General features: G+C 40.6%; 14 protein-coding genes. All 14 read left to right on the top strand.

The features are described 5' to 3' along the window. The first annotated feature begins 79 nt into the window (after window positions 1-79). The 14 genes from tssK to HWV03_RS11885 all read left to right on the top strand — a co-directional run bounded on the left by tssK (window position 80) and on the right by HWV03_RS11885 (window position 17,958). Window positions 80-1,375 (top strand): type VI secretion system baseplate subunit TssK, encoded by a 1,296-nt coding sequence (gene tssK, locus HWV03_RS11950; RefSeq protein WP_211676113.1) that lies wholly within the window; start codon window positions 80-82, stop codon window positions 1,373-1,375. Between the two features lie 68 nt (window positions 1,376-1,443). Continuing rightward, window positions 1,444-2,796: a type VI secretion system protein TssL, long form gene (tssL, locus tag HWV03_RS11945; protein WP_211676112.1), complete on the top strand. Its 1,353-nt coding sequence runs from the start codon at window positions 1,444-1,446 to the stop codon at window positions 2,794-2,796. Window positions 2,797-2,802: 6 nt separating this feature from the next. Beyond that, window positions 2,803-6,351: a type VI secretion system membrane subunit TssM gene (gene tssM, locus HWV03_RS11940; protein WP_211676111.1), complete on the top strand. Its 3,549-nt coding sequence runs from the start codon at window positions 2,803-2,805 to the stop codon at window positions 6,349-6,351. Continuing rightward, window positions 6,333-7,088 carry a type VI secretion system-associated protein TagF gene (gene tagF, locus HWV03_RS11935; RefSeq protein WP_211676110.1) on the top strand — a complete coding sequence of 252 codons (756 nt, stop codon included), beginning with the start codon at window positions 6,333-6,335 and terminating at the stop codon, window positions 7,086-7,088. Before tssM ends, tagF begins: the two co-directional genes overlap by 19 nt. 15 nt (window positions 7,089-7,103) lie before the next feature. After that, window positions 7,104-7,889, top strand: coding sequence for a Stp1/IreP family PP2C-type Ser/Thr phosphatase (locus HWV03_RS11930; RefSeq protein WP_211676109.1), 786 nt, complete (start codon window positions 7,104-7,106; stop codon window positions 7,887-7,889). A gap of 36 nt (window positions 7,890-7,925) precedes the next feature. After that, window positions 7,926-9,116: a type VI secretion system protein TssA gene (tssA, locus tag HWV03_RS11925; protein ID WP_211676108.1), complete on the top strand. Its 1,191-nt coding sequence runs from the start codon at window positions 7,926-7,928 to the stop codon at window positions 9,114-9,116. Window positions 9,117-9,188: 72 nt separating this feature from the next. Continuing rightward, complete coding sequence (gene tssB / locus HWV03_RS11920) at window positions 9,189-9,695, top strand: type VI secretion system contractile sheath small subunit (protein ID WP_211676107.1); 507 nt, start codon at window positions 9,189-9,191, stop codon at window positions 9,693-9,695. Further along, on the top strand, window positions 9,695-11,182 hold the full coding sequence (gene tssC / locus HWV03_RS11915) for a type VI secretion system contractile sheath large subunit (protein ID WP_211676106.1): 1,488 nt from the start codon (window positions 9,695-9,697) through the stop codon (window positions 11,180-11,182). The genes tssB and tssC (HWV03_RS11915) overlap by 1 nt, the downstream gene beginning before the upstream one ends. 77 nt (window positions 11,183-11,259) lie before the next feature. Further along, entirely contained in the window at window positions 11,260-12,885 is a 1,626-nt protein-coding gene (gene tssC / locus HWV03_RS11910; protein WP_211676105.1) for a type VI secretion system contractile sheath large subunit, read from the top strand. A gap of 54 nt (window positions 12,886-12,939) precedes the next feature. Continuing rightward, window positions 12,940-13,779, top strand: coding sequence for a type VI secretion system accessory protein TagJ (locus HWV03_RS11905; RefSeq protein WP_211676104.1), 840 nt, complete (start codon window positions 12,940-12,942; stop codon window positions 13,777-13,779). Then, window positions 13,779-14,270: a type VI secretion system baseplate subunit TssE gene (gene tssE, locus HWV03_RS11900; RefSeq protein ID WP_211676103.1), complete on the top strand. Its 492-nt coding sequence runs from the start codon at window positions 13,779-13,781 to the stop codon at window positions 14,268-14,270. The genes HWV03_RS11905 and tssE overlap by 1 nt, the downstream gene beginning before the upstream one ends. 87 nt (window positions 14,271-14,357) lie before the next feature. After that, window positions 14,358-16,193, top strand: a complete 1,836-nt coding sequence (tssF, locus tag HWV03_RS11895) for a type VI secretion system baseplate subunit TssF (RefSeq protein WP_211676102.1) — start codon at window positions 14,358-14,360, stop codon at window positions 16,191-16,193. Between the two features lie 15 nt (window positions 16,194-16,208). Then, the gene (gene tssG, locus HWV03_RS11890) at window positions 16,209-17,186 is read left to right on the top strand and encodes a type VI secretion system baseplate subunit TssG (RefSeq protein WP_211676101.1); all 978 of its coding nucleotides are present in this window, start codon (window positions 16,209-16,211) and stop codon (window positions 17,184-17,186) included. Window positions 17,187-17,301: 115 nt separating this feature from the next. Further along, complete coding sequence (locus tag HWV03_RS11885) at window positions 17,302-17,958, top strand: PGRP and LysM peptidoglycan-binding domain-containing protein (protein WP_211676100.1); 657 nt, start codon at window positions 17,302-17,304, stop codon at window positions 17,956-17,958. Window positions 17,959-17,964 lie beyond the last annotated feature (6 nt).

Below are 17,964 nucleotides of genomic sequence, written 5' to 3'. Positions count from 1 at the left end.
TATTACGCGGTGATGATAGATATCAGCATGGGGGATTACAGTAATGAGTGACTTCAGTAAAGTTGCATGGAGTGAGGGAATGTTTCTTCGCCCCCAGCATTTTCAGCAGCAAGACCGACATCATGGTTATGTACAAAGGCGCTTATTGCAAGCTTTAGGATCTCACCAGTGGGGGGTTGTTGAACTTTGTACTGACGATGATTTATTAACGCTAGGGCGTTTTTCGTTAACGGATTTTGAAGGTGTTTTTAATGATGGTACACACATTAAGATGCCATCACAGGCAAGATTACCACCGCCGTTGCTTATACCGCCAGGGACGATTGATTGTAATATCGTGTTGGCATTACCTATAGAGAAAAGTATCGGTCTTAATATTACAAACAGTGAAAATGATGACGTTATAGTACGCTATTTAAATGTTTATAAAGATGTAATTGATACATCACTCGAGAGTTTACCCGTTGAATCAATTGCGATGGCTAAACTAAGTGCTGAATTTAAACTCGCAACTCAAGATCTCACGGGTTATGTAACGATTCCGATTGCGCGTGTGATTAATGTCAGTGATACAGGTGATATCAAGCTTGATAAAAAGTTTATCCCACCTTGTATGAGTATTAAATCTGTTGCCCATCTCGTTGACTATATCAATGAAGTTACCGGTATGGTCGTGCAGCGCGCAGAAGCCATTGCCGCTCGTTTAACAAAAGGCCAGGGTCAAGCATCTACAGTTGCAGACTATATGATGCTGCAACTTTTAAATCGAATCGAGCCCTTATTGATGCACAATTTACAGCAGCGTACATTACATCCTGAGCGATTATTTGAACTGTTTATTTCGATTTCGGGAGAGTTATCGACCTTTTACGGTGAAACAAAAAGAGCAGCGAAAATGCCTTTATATAAGCATGATAACTTAGCTGCAACCTTCGGTAGTTGTATGTCGTTATTGACTCAAACCTTGAGTGTTGTGGTCGATCATACGGCGGTAGGATTAGCGCTTATTGAGAAGCAATTTGGAATTTATGTCGCACAACTTGCAGACAAAAGTGTGCTGGAAAATAGTATTTTAGTCTTGGCTGTAAAAGCAAATATGTCGGTACAAGAGGTAACAAAAAACTTACCGGGTCAAATAAAAATTGGCCCGGTCGAACTGATTCGGGATCTGGTTAATGTACAACTTCCAGGAATTAGCGTTACATCCTTACCTGTTGCCCCAAGGCAAATTCCTTATCATGCAGGGAGTGTTTATTTCCAATTAGATAGTAGTAGTGAATATTGGCATAAATTAAAAAGTAGTGGTGGTGTTGCTATCCATTTATCTGGACAGTTTCCAGGGCTCGCAATGGAATTGTGGTCAATAAAGCAATAAGTATCAGCAGGAAATTTTACATTGAACGTTAACATGGACCGTTTAGCAGTAAGCAGGGATAGATTAGTATGAGTGAAAAAACAATATTTAAACCTAGACCTGGAGGTCGGAGTCAACCCGAACCAACACCGTCTAGTACTGTCGCCAACGCTGTACCCAAACCAGGTCTTGCAGCAGATGACAATAATACCTTATTTGTACAGCCACAGCATAAAGCATTTAATCAGACAATTTTAACCATTGGGGCGAATCCTCTGATCGAACACGCAGGGATAATCCTATCCTTGATTAACCAGCTTAGGGTTAATAATGAATACGAAAAAGTAGATGTATTGCATGGCCAGTGCATCGATATAGTGGATAAATATGAACGTCAATTACACGCATTAAAATATGAAAACAAGTTAAGTGGAAAAACAGAAACAACGGATAATAAACTCATTGATGCCGCTAAATTTTGTGTTTGTGCATTTATTGATGAAACTGTAATGACAATGCCTTGGGGGCGTAACAGTGCATGGGCGCAAAACTCACTGCAAAGTCATTTTTATCATGAAACATTTGGTGGCGAGCATTTCTATCAATTATTGGACGAGTCAGTCGCGAATATGGTCGAAATGGTATTTGTTGTTGAATTACAATATTTATGTTTGTCACTGGGCTATCAAGGTAAATACCGTGTTACTAAAAACGCAGAACAATTAATTGAATCGTTACGCGATAACTTAGGGCTTGCTTTAAAAAATCATTATGGACGCAGAGAAAAGCGTTTATCTGAAAACTTACAAGTAGCTCAAGTAGGTAGTGTCAAAGCCAAGTTCGAATTACCTATCTGGGTTACAGCATCAATTGCAGCTGCATTGCTTGCTGCGAGCTTTATAGGATTACGTTTGAATGTTAACGAAAACGCCGATTTAGTTTACCAACAAGTATTGAATCTTGTTGACCGTAAGCCGGAAGCCACCTCAGCGGTCAGAGCCAGTTCATTAGCATTAAAATTAGAACAATTATTACAAACAGAAATTGGTCGGAACATTGTCGTTGTTCAAGAACTGTCTGACCGTATAAGCATCCGCTTAATTAGCGCTGATTTATTTGCCAGTGGTAGTGATAAAATTAGTCCTGCATACCAACCTATCATCCGTAAAATTGCGCGTGCACTTGAATCAACGCAAGGGCAAATCTTAATTACTGGGCATACGGATAAACAACAAATTATTTCGAGCCGATACCCTTCAAACTGGCATTTATCACTTGCTCGTGCGACAAGCATTGCAGATGTACTAGCCAAAGACACTCGTTTAAGTGGCAGGTTATTACCTGAAGGTCGGGGGTCATCAGAACCATTAGTTGCAGATTCTACGATCAGTCATGAGCAGCACGCGTTAAATCGTCGTGTCGAAATCGATATTTTGAGGTAATAAAAGATGTCATTTAAACAAGGTATATCGAAACTATTCGCGTTATTAACGTTAAAAACCCTTTTTATTGTTATAGGCATCATTGCCATTGTCGTCTGTGTTTGGTTGGCTGGTCCTCTCATTGCTATTGATGGCGTCACACCATTAGCAAGTGTGATGAATCGGTTGGTTTTTTTAGCGTTATTATTTTTATGTTGGGTCGCAAGCTTACTCGTCAAAAAGGTTTTAGTAAAACGCCAAAATAATAAGTTAGCTCGCGAGATGATCAAAGGGCAAGACAATGAAATAGATGATATTGCAGCAGAGCAAGATATTTCAGCGATTGAAGACAAACTTAAGCAAGCGATTAATATTTTGCGCACCGCTAAATTGAGCAAAGGTAAAAGTATTTATCAGCTACCTTGGTATGTGCTTATCGGCCCTCCGGGTTCGGGTAAAACGACAGCATTACAGCAATCTGGACTGCAGTTTCCTTTGCAGAAAGAAATGGGTGTAAACGCACTGGCCGGTATTGCTGGTACTCGGCATTGTGATTGGTGGTTTACTGATAAAGCTGTATTAATTGACACCGCAGGACGTTATACGACTCAAGACAGTCGGAGTGCGACTGATTCAAGAGCATGGTTTGGCTTTTTAGGGCTGTTAAGACGTTATCGTGCAGAACAACCTATCAATGGTGTCCTCATTTCGATGAGTTTGTCAGATTTATTAACCTGTACGCAAACAGAACGTAATCTCCATGCGCGTGCAATTAAGCAACGAATTCAAGAATTACAAAATCAATTGAGCATGACTTTTCCGATATATGTCATTTTCACCAAAGCCGATCTCGTTGCTGGTTTTAATGAATATTTTGCAGAGTTGAGTGAGGAAGAGCGTGAACAAGCGTGGGGCTTTACGCTACCGATGGAAAGCAGTGAAGATACACAAGGTGTCGTGTCACTCTTTAATAAAGAATTTTATCAACTTATCGTTAAAGTTAATGAAGGCATGTTACAGCGCTTAAATGGTGAGCGAGACCCAAAAGTCCGTGCGCTAATTTATGAATTTCCAAAACAGTTACGCATGTTGCAAGGGGCCGCAGATGATTTTTTAAAAGAGATATTTGCACCCAATGCATTTGAAAAATTACCACTATTACGTGGTGCTTTCATCGCGAGTGGTCATCAAGCGGGTAACCCGATCGATCGCGTGAGTAGCCAAATGGCGAGTGGTTTTGGTTTGAAACCAAGTGCCCCTCTGTCTATTAATCATAACGAACCGAAAGGTTTTTTCCTTAAGTCTGTACTTAACGATGTCATTTTTGCAGAGCAAAATATTGCAACTGTTAATACTGAGCACGCGCGTCATAATCGTTGGTTACGTCGTACTGCAATTACATCGATTTGTGTTTCTTCGGCTGTATTGGGAGCAAGCTGGTGGGCAAGTGCAAATTGGAATCAAGCCTTATCTGCACAGGTTAGCGACGGTGTCGAGGCATTTAAACAGAATGCAAATGGTGGTTTAACTGAGTCAAGTGATCTCATTACGTTAGCAAACGGATTAACGATTCTACGTAATCTTCCAACGGGCTATGAAGGTAATTTGCCTGACGGTTGGCCGAATCATTTAGGCTTGTATCAAGGTGACCGATTAGGGCAGGCAACGAACGAAGTGTATCAACGGGCATTGCAGCAATATTTATTGGCATATGTATCGAAATCGTTAGTCAGCGATATGGCAAACAATAAAACACATATTGATTATTTATATGAAACCTTAAAGACTTACTTAATGTTGTTTGAGCGTGAATACTATAACGCAGAGCAAATTAAATCATGGTTTTCATTCCACTTAGAAAATAATATCCCTGGTGATGTTAACAAAGTAATGCGTTTAGCGCTTAATGAACATTTAGAAGTGTTATTAAGTAGTAGCGCGATAGAACCTGCATATAACGAGCTGGCTGTAAGTGAAGCGAGAGAAATTCTACTCTCAGTGCCTTTAGCTGAACGCGCGTTTGCTCGAATTCAACAAAAGTCAAAGCAACATCAGCTCGGTGAATTTAAGCTCACCAATGTCTTACCAAATGAAAGCATAGGGCTGTTTTATCGCCACAGTGGTGAGTCGATGAGTAAACCGATACCTGCGCTTTTTACTTACGAAGGTTTTTATAAAGTATTCCTCGCGGAACACAAAAAAATCATTCAAGTATTAACAAAAGATAGTTGGGTTTATGGTGATGAAGTTAAAGGTATGGGGGATGATGTTGAAGAGCAAATTATTAATCAGGTCAAGGAACGTTACTTCAAAGAGTACAGTTATTATTGGCGTGATTTAATTGATGATGTTGCACTTAAACCATTTGACACCGCATCACAAGGTGCTTACACCACTAAGGTGTTGACGGGACCGGATCAAGCAATACAAAAACTATTAACAGCGATTCAAGATAATATTGAGCTAACTAAGCTACCAGCATCAGAAGCAGCGGGCAAAGCGGGTGAGGTAGCAGGAGCGATAGCCGCGCACAAAATGCCAAGTACGACCAACCGCTTCCAGCAGTACATGCCACAAGATGTCAGCATTAATATCGCATTACCTGGTGAATCGGTTGAAAACGTATTTCCAGGGATATTGGGACTGGAAGATACCGATGTATTACAAGTTCAAACACAGATGAAGAAGGTGCATGCACTTTTAGCGAAACTGAGTCGAGGTCAAACGAGTGGAGACAAAATAGTTCGACAGCATGTAAACCTAAGACAAGCCGGAGAACCTCTTGCTGAGTTGGATAAGCTTGTTGAAGATCTACCATCGCCTTTTGCTGCAATGGTTAAAGGTGTTGTCGAAAGTACAACACAAATATCATTGCAAAGCTCACGTTATCATCTGAATGATGTATGGCAAGGTACGGTATATAACGAATATAAAAAACGTATACGTGGGCGTTATCCGTTTAAGCGTAATGCGCAGGATGAAGTTAGGATCAAAGATTTCTCTCGCTTCTTTAGCCCCGAAGGCACCATGTCTAAGTATTTTGAGACTTACATTAAACCTCATGTACGAATGGGTGCTAGACGTTGGACCTTTAAGAATAATATTGGTTTAAGTAATAAGTCTTTAGCCGTGTTCCGAAAGTGGTACAAGATCAAAAATGAATTTTTTGAATCAGGTAGTACGCCAGAGATAGAATTTGCATTGAAAGCAAACTACTTAGATCGCGATATGCAGCAAATTAAGCTGCAAATTGATGACCAAAATTTTGTTTATCGTCATGACCCAATAAGAGTGACTGAATATCATTGGCCAAGTTCGGCAAACTTCGCACAAACCCGAGTGATATTTACACCTGCAAACTACATGCGCACGGTCGAAAAGTCATATGAAGGTGATTGGGCTTGGTTCCGGTTCTTAGATGACATCGTGGCTAAGCGACCAAAAACCCTAAGAGATAACATGTTAGAAATTGAAATTCAGGGTCATGTAGCGAAGATTCAGCTGATCGCTGGTAGCGCTTCGACCCCATTTAAAACACGTGAATTGGAGGCGTTTTCATGTCCGGCCAAGCTGTAATAGACGAACAATTAATGAATAGTGCCAATATGAATACTAAAACGGTTGATATCATCACGGGATATTGCGGGAAAATTCCGAGTTTAGGGGATTTTGTTAGCCTAGGTCTTGATTCAAGCTTAGAGCAATCTTGGAACGAATGGGTGCAAGCAGCACTTGCAGTCAGCCGAGAAAAATTGCAAGGCAAGTGGCTAGATAATTATTTAACGTCACCTATTTGGCATTTTGCAGTGAGTGGCGGCGTGTGTGCAGATCGAAGTTTCGCTGGCACCTTGATCCCAAGTGTGGATAACGTCGGGCGATATTATCCGTTTACCTTGTTCTATCAAGCGGATCTAGACCCACTACAGTTCTGGCAGAAACAGGCATTTTTTCAGCAAAACGAACAGCAATTGTTAACGATATTAGATGACAACTGTGTCTTGCTGAATTGGTATAAAAAGCTAGCACCGCTAAGCCTTGATGTCACACCTATTACATCCTACAAGCAAACTTTGCTATCTCCGAATAGCCACCAGCAAAATTGGCTGCTAACGGCGGTAGGAGAGCAAACGGGAGATATTGGGAGTGATCAACTTGGTTTATTACAACAGACATTAAATCAGCAGTTTAATCGTTATAGCATATGGTGGACAGCGGGTTCAGACAAGATTGATCCTTGTACATTAGTTTTTTCTGGGATGCCAAGTGCAGCCACTTATGCTGGCATGCTAGATGGTAATTGGACTCGGTATTAAGAAGGGTAAATCGAGATGTTAACAGAAATAGTTTTACAATCTTTTGGTCAAACTCATGTTGGCGCTGTGAGAAAAATAAATGAAGACAGTTTATTGGAATACCCAGAGCAAAATATTTGGGTGGTTGCTGATGGCATGGGTGGACATGAGGCAGGAGATGTGGCGAGCCAAATCCTTGTCGAAACAATCAATACTTATATTAATGAGAACGCCTATCGTGGCATTACCGTTGACGTATTAAAGCAAGCGATACTGACAGCAAACGAAAAAATCATTGCTTATAGTCATAGCCAACTTGCAGGGAAAACCGCAGGTTCAACCGTTGTTTTACTCTGGATTGATCGTAATACCGCACATTGGTTGTGGGCTGGTGATAGCCGAGGTTATTGCTTTTACCATCAAGATTTAAAGCAAATTACACGAGATCATTCCCATGTGAACGAATTAATCGACCAGGGAGTGTTGAGTGCTGAGGATGCTGAAAAACACCCGATGGGTAATGTCATCACTCGTGCGATAGGCGTGGTTGAAGATATCGAAATTGATCATGTGACACATCCGATTATCGAAGGTGAAATGCTATTACTCTGCAGTGACGGCTTAACTGGTGAGTTATCCGACGCAAGTATTGCGCAGCAGTTACAGCAGCATAGCGTAATAAACGCCGGTTCATCGCTCATGCACGCAGCACTGGGTAAAGGAGCAAAGGATAATGTCACCTTAATCTTAGTGTCGGTAGCGCGACAGAATCAGCTTAACAGCGCTGAAAATGATGATCTTACCGTACCGTTATTTAGCTAAATTGTAGTGCTTATCGACCTTACATGGATGTAGTAGATGTCAGTATTAAACCAAGAAATTATCGAAGATGTAGTAAAGCCCATTAATGGCGAATTGTTGTGTGGTATTGATCCTCGCACTGACACGTCACCTTTGTCTCAATACTATCGCTTGAAAGAAATTCGTACACGCACTCGTGCAAATGAACGAAATGCATTAATTGGCATAGATGGTGATGAAACGACGGCTGACTTTGTACGAGAGTGGCATCCGATCAAAGATGAAATACCACAAATACTCGTTAGTGAAACGAAAGATCTTGAGTATTGTGCTTGGTTAATTGAAGCGCTATGCCGTACCGATGGTTTTGCCGGATTAGCGATTGGTTTCAAGTTGGCACACCAACTGATTTGTCACTTCTGGGATGGATTGTATCCAAGTCCCGACGAAGATGGATTAGAAACTCGTATTGCACCGTTGCTTGGACTTAATGGTTTTGAAGGGGAAGGGGTATTGTTAATGCCAATCTTATCCATCCCTTTAGTTGAAACTTTATCTGGTGAACGGTATGCAACATGGCAGATTGAACAAGCAAGCCAACTAAACAGCTTAAGCGCAGATAAACAAAAAGGCAAAATTGAAAGCGGTGCTATTTCATTGAAACAGATTAAGGAAGCGTTAACCGAAATCGGCGATGAAGAATTAATTAAACTAAAGCACGATATTGAAGACGCCATTTCGGCCTTTAGTGAATTGTCAGAAAAAATGGATGAAGTGATGTCAGGTAATGCGCAACCGACGTCAAAAATATCTGAAAAATTACAAAATTGTCAGAATATTTTTACCTTTATTATGACAGAACGTTTTAACGTGATTAATGCGCAGTCTCAAATCGAGATTGATAAATCTGAGTCAATTAATGATTTAGATAGTGATGATACGGCTGATGTATCAGACTTAAATACCGAGTCCGAGCCCACTGCGCGTGTTAATCCGACGAATGGTTATGACTTTGTGCAAATGGAACAGTCGTTGAATAATAGGCAAGAAGCGATTAAAGCATTGCATAAAATTGAACAATATTTTCGTACAACAGAGCCTCACTCTCCAATTTCATACGCGATAGCACAAGCGATACGTTGGAGTGAACTTAGTTTGCCTGAGCTACTCGCAGAATTAGTCAGTGACCCCAGTGCGAGAACAGATTATTTCAAACTTACTGGCATAGCCCAGAGTGAAGAAACATAAAAGATTAAACTCAGCAGTAAATACCAATACATAAGTAATGATAATCATTACCTCATAATTTAAGGAACAGCTATGGAAAGCGTACAGTCAAAATTATCACGAGTTCGTACCCCACGGGTACATATTACCTATGATGTTGAAACCGGTGGTGCAATTGCTAAAAAGGAATTACCTTTTGTGGTTGGCATTATGGGTGACTTTGCGGGAGAAAACAAAAGCTCGTTAAAACCATTAAAAGATCGTCGTTTTGTTCAGATCGATAGAGATAACTTTGATGATGTATTAAAGCGAATGAATCCGAAATTAGAATTTAAAGTAGACAACACCTTGATCGATGAAGATGGCCAAGAAATGAGTGTTAGTCTTGAGTTTAATTCGCTAGCCGATTTTGAACCCGCTGCAATTGTTAACCAAATTGAACCATTACGTAAATTAATGGAAACACGTAATAAGTTACGAGATTTAATGACAAAAGTAGATCGTTCTGAAGAGTTAGAAGATATTTTAGAAAAAGTATTAAGCAACAGTGCTGATTTAGACAAATTAGCAAATGAGTTAGACCTTGGGGAGAAAGCATAATGTCAGATTTTGCAGCAGCACAAGAACTCGAGTCAGCAGAAGAGCAAGTATCAATACTTGACCAAGTCATCGGAGCAACAAAGCAAACCGAAGTATCGCGTTCGGAAGAGTTGATCAAAACCTTAACGGAAGAAGCGTTGAAGGGGACGGTGAGTTGGAATAAAAACTTAACGGTTACATTCAATGAATCGATAGCAGCATTGGATGAGAAAATTTCAAAGCAATTAGCGAAGATTATGCACAATGATAAATTTCAAAAGTTGGAAGGATCATGGCGCGGCGTTCATAATTTGGTTACAAGTACAGATACAGGCGGTACGTTAAAACTGCGTTTAATCACGATAACTAAAAAAGAGCTGCATAAAGATTTGAGTAAAGCGGTTGAGTTTGATCAAAGTCAGATCTTCAAAAAGGTGTATGAAGGGGAATTTGGTATCGCTGGTGGTGAACCATTTGGTGCTATTGTCGGTGACTATGAATTTAGTAATCACCCAGAAGATATTGAATGCCTTTCACTTATGTCTAATGTCTCTGCGTCTGGTTTCTGCCCATTCTTATCCGCATCTGCGCCTGAATTATTTGGTTTTGATTCATGGAATGAAATGGATAAACCTCGAGATTTAAGTAAAGTATTTGAGTCATTGGAATACACCAAATGGAATTCATTCCGTGACAGTGCAGATTCGCGTTTTGTTACGCTTACTATGCCACGTGTTTTAGCGCGTCTACCCTATGGTGAAGCAACGTCGCCAGTTGAGGAATTCCGTTACGAAGAATTTGCGCTGTCAGAAGATGGTCATATGTCTCAGTCTGCTGACAATGATAACTATTGCTGGTCAAATGCAGCCTATGCGTTAGCATCTCGCCTTACCGAAGCATTTTCAAAATATGGATTTTGTACTGCGATCCGTGGTGCAGAAGGCGGTGGTAAAGTAACTGGTTTGCCTACGCATACTTACATGAGTAGCGATGGTGATCCAACGCTAAAATGCCCAACTGAAATTGGTATCACCGACCGTCGTGAAGCTGAATTGAGTAAACTTGGCTTCTTGCCAATCTGCCATTATAAAGACAAAGATTACGCGGTCTTTTTTGGTGCACAGTCTTGTCAAAAAGCCGCCCAGTTTTCTGATCCTAATGCGCAAGCAAATGCGTCAATTTCCACTCGTTTACCTTATATTATGGCAACCTCTCGCTTTGCGCATTACCTTAAGGTGATGGGCCGGGATAAAGTCGGTAGTTTTGCAGAAGCGAAGGATCTTGAGAATTGGTTGAATCGTTGGATCTTAGGTTTTGTTAATGCCTCTGAAGGTGGTGGTCAAGAAATTCGAGCGAAATACCCACTGGCGGATGCGAAAGTTAAAGTCACAGAAATTCCGGGTAAACCTGGTAGCTATAACGCTATTGCATGGATGCGACCTTGGCTACAAATGGAAGAGTTAAGTTCGTCACTACGTCTTGTAGCCAAAATCCCAGAAGGTAATTAATCGTTATAATAACAAATAGTAAGCAGGTGTGTTTAACCTGCTTACTTTCAATATATGCATATTGTTAAAGGAGTAACATGGTGCAGCAAACAGTTATCAAACAACCCGAAACAATCAATATACAAACGTCGACTACTAGAAAGAAGAATACTAAGGGTCAAACGAATAGTGCTTTTATACTGAATCCAGCTGATTTATTGCAGCAAGAATTTTTGCAACAAATGGATGTTGAAGACGATATCATTATTGAAGAATTATTGGTTTGGCTCGTAGACAATGGATTAAAATCAAATGGAAATATCAGACTCGAACTTAACGCAACGCTAACTCAATTATTAACAGATTTAGATAAAGCGTTGAACATGATGATGAACAATATTATTCATCATCATAAATTTCAACGACTTGAGGCGAGCTGGCGAGGCGTCCATTATCTTGTTCAGCAAGAGCAAGCGATTGATCGGGAAGAGATAATTAAAGTCAGTATGCTCAGTATTTCATGGCAGGAAATATCACGAGACTTTAGCCGTGCCATCGAATTTGATCAGAGTAACCTTTATCGCCTTATTTACAGTAACGAATTTGGACAAGCAGGAGGTCAACCGTTCGGATTACTGCTTGGTGATTATCAAATTACTAATCGAATTCAACCGGGAAATGCGTTATCAGATATTGATATTCTACGTAATATGACGCAAGTTTCAGCCGCGGCATTTGCCCCCTTTGTTGCTTCTGCAAGTCCACAACTGTTCGGCGTTAATACCTTCTCAGAATTAGGCTTAGGTATTGATCTCAACGCTCATTTTGAACAAGTTGAATATATACAATGGCGACGGTTACGTGAAACAGAAGACGCTCGATATCTTGGGTTAACAGCGCCGTATATGTTAATGCGGCGTCCTTATTTGGATGACGGTCGTTTTCATCATCAATTTCGTTTCCGTGAACGGATTAAGGATGCTGAAAAAGATAACCTATGGGGCAATATAGGTTACGCGTTTGCCGTCATATTAATGCGATCTTTTGCAAGTTCAAAATGGTTTGCTCAGATCAGAGGGGTAAATCAAGGTGAGATAAATCGTGGCGTGGTTGATCAATTTCCTCATCATTATCTTGGCGCAGAGTCATCACTGAATATGAATAATGATGTGTATAAACGCCGCAACGAAATTCCATTGAATATGTTTGTGAGTGATAGATTAGAAAAGCAATTTTCAGAAGCTGGTTTTATTCCGTTGTCAATTTTACAACACACAGATAAGCTTGCTTTTTTCAGTAACTCATCAGTACAGAAAGCGGTAAATTATATCCATAACGGTATACAAGTGACTGCCGATACTAAAGTGGCACAAGTTAACGCTCGACTCGCGACTATGTTGCAATACATTCTCTGCGTATCACGGTTTGCACATGCAATTAAGGTGATTGGCCGTGAAAAGGTGGGCAGTTATTTGACTGCACAAGAGATACAAAGCGATATTCAAAAATGGTTGCAGGGATACACAGCTGCAGCGGGAAGTGCTTCAGATGAAGTCAGGGCAAAACGTCCTCTGTGCGAAGCACGGGTAGAAGTACATGAAGTGAAAGGGAAAACAGGGAGTTTTTATTCTGTCATTCACTTAAAACCACATTTTCAATTAGATCAAATGGTGTCATCTATCCGTTTAATTACGGAACTGGCAGCAAGTGACGTTACGGTTTAGCTGTTACGTTAAGTTAAAATTTGAAAAAAATGAGATATGCATAAGGATATGAACATGCAAGAAATAAAACAGTTAGTTGAAACCGGTAAGTTACAAGACGCAATCGCGTATTGTCAGGCAAGGTTAAAAAAACAACCACTTGATACTGATATTCGCAGTGCTTATATCGAGCTGCTATGTATTAATGGTGAGCTAGATAAAGCCGATAAACAAATTAACTTGTTAACCAATCAAGCCCCCGAAACGGCGATTGGTGGTAAAAATGTCCAACAACTTATTCGAGCGCAGCAATCTCGCGTTGACTTTTCGCAAGGTGGGGCAACGGCAGAAGTATTTAGTGATGCAGACGCAGAGTTAGAAGCCATTGTGACACTGCAAGTCGCCATTAAAGATAACAACCTAGAAGACATCATGACTCAATGCACGGCTTTAGAATCTGCGCGTTATCAGCATAGTCCTACTAAACCACGGGATCTTGATGACAGTTTGGCTGGCTATTTAGAAGTGCTTGGAACAAATGGTAAATTTTACTTAGTTAAGTTCTCACAAATCACCCTGCTGGAATGGCAACCTGCAAGTTCGATTCTAGAGCAAGTATGGCGTCGCGTTCATATTGATATCGAAAACGGACCAAGTGGTGATGCATTCATACCTCTCACTTACCTAAGTAGTCAATCAGACGCTGAAAAGCTTGGGCGTGAAACGGATTGGCAATCAATGAATCAAGCAGCAGGTGAAGGCCAGGCTATGTATCAAGGTGTTGGTCATAAAATGCTATTAATTGGTGAATCAGCTGTTCAGCTGACAGATTTTTACTATGACCAAGAGAATAAAGACAACTGTGATAGCCAAGACGTAAATATAGGCGTGTCATCACAAGCTGAGTTAGCTTAATGGCCGTTCATAATAAGCAGCTTATTGAAGCGTCGTTATTAGATAAGCTTATCGATCTAGAACCGAATATCAGTAATGCACAAGAGAAACGCACAGGCATAACAGTGCGGTCATTACGTCGTTCAATGAAGCGCGACCTCGAAAATCTATTAAATTCGAAGGTGAAATGGATGACCTGGCCTCATTATTATCGTGAGCTTGACGATTCGTTATTTAACTATGGACTTCCGGATTTTTCGGGGCTTCCAGTAGGAACCCTTGATGGAAGACTTGCATTATGCGCTCAAGTTAAACAAACCATTATGCGTTTTGAACCACGTATTATCGAAGTGAATGTAGAACCTGTCGATATCAATGATGACATCGACCGATCATTAAAGCTAAGAATTGAAGCTTTAATGCACGCAGATCCGCATCCGGAATTAATCAGCTTAGAGTCTGAAGTTGAACCTGTTTATCTGGGTATTTCGGTAACAGATAATCTGTACTAATTTTCCAATTTATAATCGAAACGGCAGCAAATAAGTAATTATTTTTTGTCATTGGTATCGCTATAAAAATAACCATAGGCTGTATATATGAGTGATGATTTATTAAGTTATTATAATCGTGAATTAAGTTACCTGCGACGAATGGGCGCTGATTATGCTAAAAAATACCCTAAAATAGCAGGTCGATTAAAGCTTGATGATGATTCAGTCGAAGACCCGCACGTCTCTCGGTTACTGGAAGGCGTGTCGTTATTAACTGCACAGATTAGACAAAAACTTGATGACAGTTTTCCTGAATTAACTGATGCGTTATTAGGGCAGCTTGCACCCGATTATCAAGTTACGATCCCGTCGCTTGGTATTTGCCAGCTTAATGTAAACGACATTGTCAGTAATGGTAGCTTATTTGAGCAAGGTAGTCGTGTTGTTACCCATGTCGCTGGCTACAAGGCTTGTGAGTTTACAACGTGTTATAACACGGATGTTAAACCATTAAAAATCGAAGATATTTACTTTAAGAATGCACCTTTCAATGCGCCTGACTCACCTTGGAGCACCAAACCTAAATCCGTCTTGCAATTCACGCTAAAACATTTTGTTGCAGGTGATAATTTATCGCTGGTTAATCCAGACAAATTACGCTTTTATCTTGGTGGTCAACTGCAGCATGCATTTTTACTGTATACACATTTATTTCAGCATCTTATTGGTATTGGTATCAGTGCCAAAGACGGTTTAAGTCACTGTAAAACACTCGAATCAAGGCATCTTTCAGCAGTCGGCTTTGGGCATGACGAATCTGTTTTACCTTATGGTAATAAGTCGTTTGATGGCTATCGATTATTAGTCGAGCAGTTTGCTTTCCCACAAAAGTTTTTGTTTGTTGAATTAGTCGATTTGCTTTCTAAATTAACACCAGAATATGAAGATGAAGTACAGTTTCACTTTTATTTTTCAGCGTCCTCGTCAGAGCTTGAGTCAAATATTAATCAGGACAGTCTTAAATTAAACTGCACGCCAATCATCAATTGTTTTGAACAGCAGTTAGAGCCCGTTGTATTAGATCCCAGTGTATATGAATATCGGATTGTTGCAGATAACCGCGATGAATCATGTTCTGAAGTCGTGTCGATTACGGACGTTGCCTTGTATGATAGCGAGATGGATAAAATCAGGCTCGGTCCTTTTTATAGTCAGACTCATCCACGTTATCAAGACGTGAAACATTTTTGGGTTGCAAGGCGTGAGCATTCAGATTGGTCTGGTGGCGTTGCACAAAAAGGCACAGAGTTATTCTTATCAGTCGTTGACCGTGAGTTTAATAGTTTTACGGGTATCGCGGCAAATGGCAGTCGCCAGCGTTTAAGTTTACACGGGCTTTGTTCTAATCGTAACTTGCCAGTACAACTGCCTTATGGTGGGGGAAACCCAGTATTACATACGCCATCCGGTGGTCACATGGTACAAAGTGCCACTTGCATGACAGCTTTCACCGCAGCAGTCAGACCTGAATTAGGTAAAGCAACCCGTTGGCAGCTATTACGTTTAGTTAGCCTCGAGCATTTCTCTGGGAATGGAGGTCGAGATAAACTACGTGATTTATTACACCTATTTAACTTTGCAGACAATGCGGCCAGTAATACACAGATCCAACATATTGAGGGATTAACGATTACGCCTTCTACAGCCAAGTTACTGATACAAGGTCGCATGGGCGTTTGCTATGGTAGTGATATTAATCTAATACTCAATCCAGCGGGTTTTCCTGACAATGATTTATTCTTCTTCGCGACAATCTTAGATCGTTTCTTTGCATTGTTTGCTGCAATCAATAGCTTTACCCGTCTTAAGGTCACTTGTAACGGCAGTACGCAGTTATATCATCAGTGGCCAGCGCGGATTGGCGAACGTGCTTTATTATAAGCTGAGGGAATCGATATGTTAGACAAAGATTTAATACAATACCCGCAGGATTATGATTTTTACCAAGCCGTGTATGCATTGCAAAACCGTGCAAATCGGGCTGGTTTTGAGCATGGTGCTATTGGGCGTGATAACTTTCCGAGTCTTGAAGCCGTTCGTTTTTCTGTCGCTCAACAAGTGGGTTATGCTGGCGCACCAATTAATAAGGTTTCTGAGGTTACTGACAGTCACCAGTTAGATCTCGCCGTCACATTTTTAGGATTGACGGGAATGAATGGGGTACTGCCATTTCATTATACCGAGGCCATACTCCAACGAATTCGGCATAAAGATCATGCATTGTGTGATTTTTTTGATATGTTTAATAACCGCATTATTGCCTTGTACTACCGCAGTTGGGAAAAATACCGATTTGCAATAGGGTATGAACAGAATGCGTGCAAGCCAACAGATCCAATTAGTGTGGCACTCAGTAATTTAATCGGTGCTGAAGACGACCTAGCGTTATATTTCGCCAGTTATTTTAAACATGCTATCCGCAATGAAGCCAACCTGCGCAACATGTTGCAAGAGATCGTTGATGGTGAAGTTGTCATTAAGACACTACAAGGTCAGTGGGTTAACATGGGCGATGATGAAGTTACGCAGTTATGCTCAAGGCAGCAACCTGAAGGGGCATTTGCCTGTTTAGGGGTTAATAGTATGCTTGGTGAGAATATGTGGGATCTTAGCAGTAAGATTGATATCGTGATCAAACCCAGAAATGGCAGGGATTTTGACCAGCTAAAACCTAATTCTGCAACACGTAAGGTAATTGAAAAGGCAGTTTCCAGTTACCTTGGACCCGCAGTTAAAAGTTCTTTAAAAGTGGAAGCCAATTATGATGCGATCATAAAGCCGCGTTTAGGCTCTGTCGAAATGCAGTTGGGGGCTGGTGCGATGTTGCTGCATGATGAATCACAGAGCTGTCAGCCTCGTAAAGTGTGTTTATAAGCAACAAATTTCATACTTTTTTCATATTTAAGCCATTGATATTGATGATAAGCTGATTTTATTACGGGATGGCGTTACGGCTATTCCCAATAAATTGTTGTATTAAGGATTGATAATGGCAGAACAATACACGGTAGTGCAGGGCGATACCTTACCACGGATTGCCAAACATCATGGTTTTGCCAATTACAAAGCCATATATGAGCATGAGTCGAATACGGATTTTCGTACCAAACGTGATAACCCGAACATCATCTACCCGGGTGATGTCATTACGATCCCCGACCCTGAACCTGTTTTTAAATCCCTTACCAGCGCAAAGATTAATGTGTTTAAAATTAAAAAACATGCGGAGTATTTTCGGGCCGATTTTAAAGATAGTGAAGGTAATTCATGGGCTGGTAAGCGCGTGGTGTTATCGCTTGATGGTGTGGAAACTGAATCACTTGTTAATGACGATGGTACTATTGAAATAGAGTTAGAAGAAAATAATGCAGAAACAGGCACATTAAGTCTTTATTTTGATGACGGTTCCCAAGAGCCTAGTGAGATATTTGATGTTAGCTTAGGGCATTTAGATCCTGTCGATACAGAAACCGGCATTCAGGCTCGCTGTCGATTACTGGGCTTTGATTGTGGTGATATTGACGGCAATATTGCCGAGAAATCAACGGCAGGTATTAAAGGTTTTCAAGCTGAGCATGGATTAGCTATCGATGGTAACGCTGCAGCAATAACTCAGGCTAAATTGAAAGAAATATATGGCTGTTAACTTATA

It is taken from the genome of Moritella sp. 36 (genome assembly GCF_018219415.1).
In the GTDB taxonomy this organism is placed as follows: Bacteria; Pseudomonadota; Gammaproteobacteria; order Enterobacterales; family Moritellaceae; genus Moritella.
Note: the sequence above shows the minus strand (reverse complement) of the source record. Positions and strands in the feature narration are given on the sequence as shown.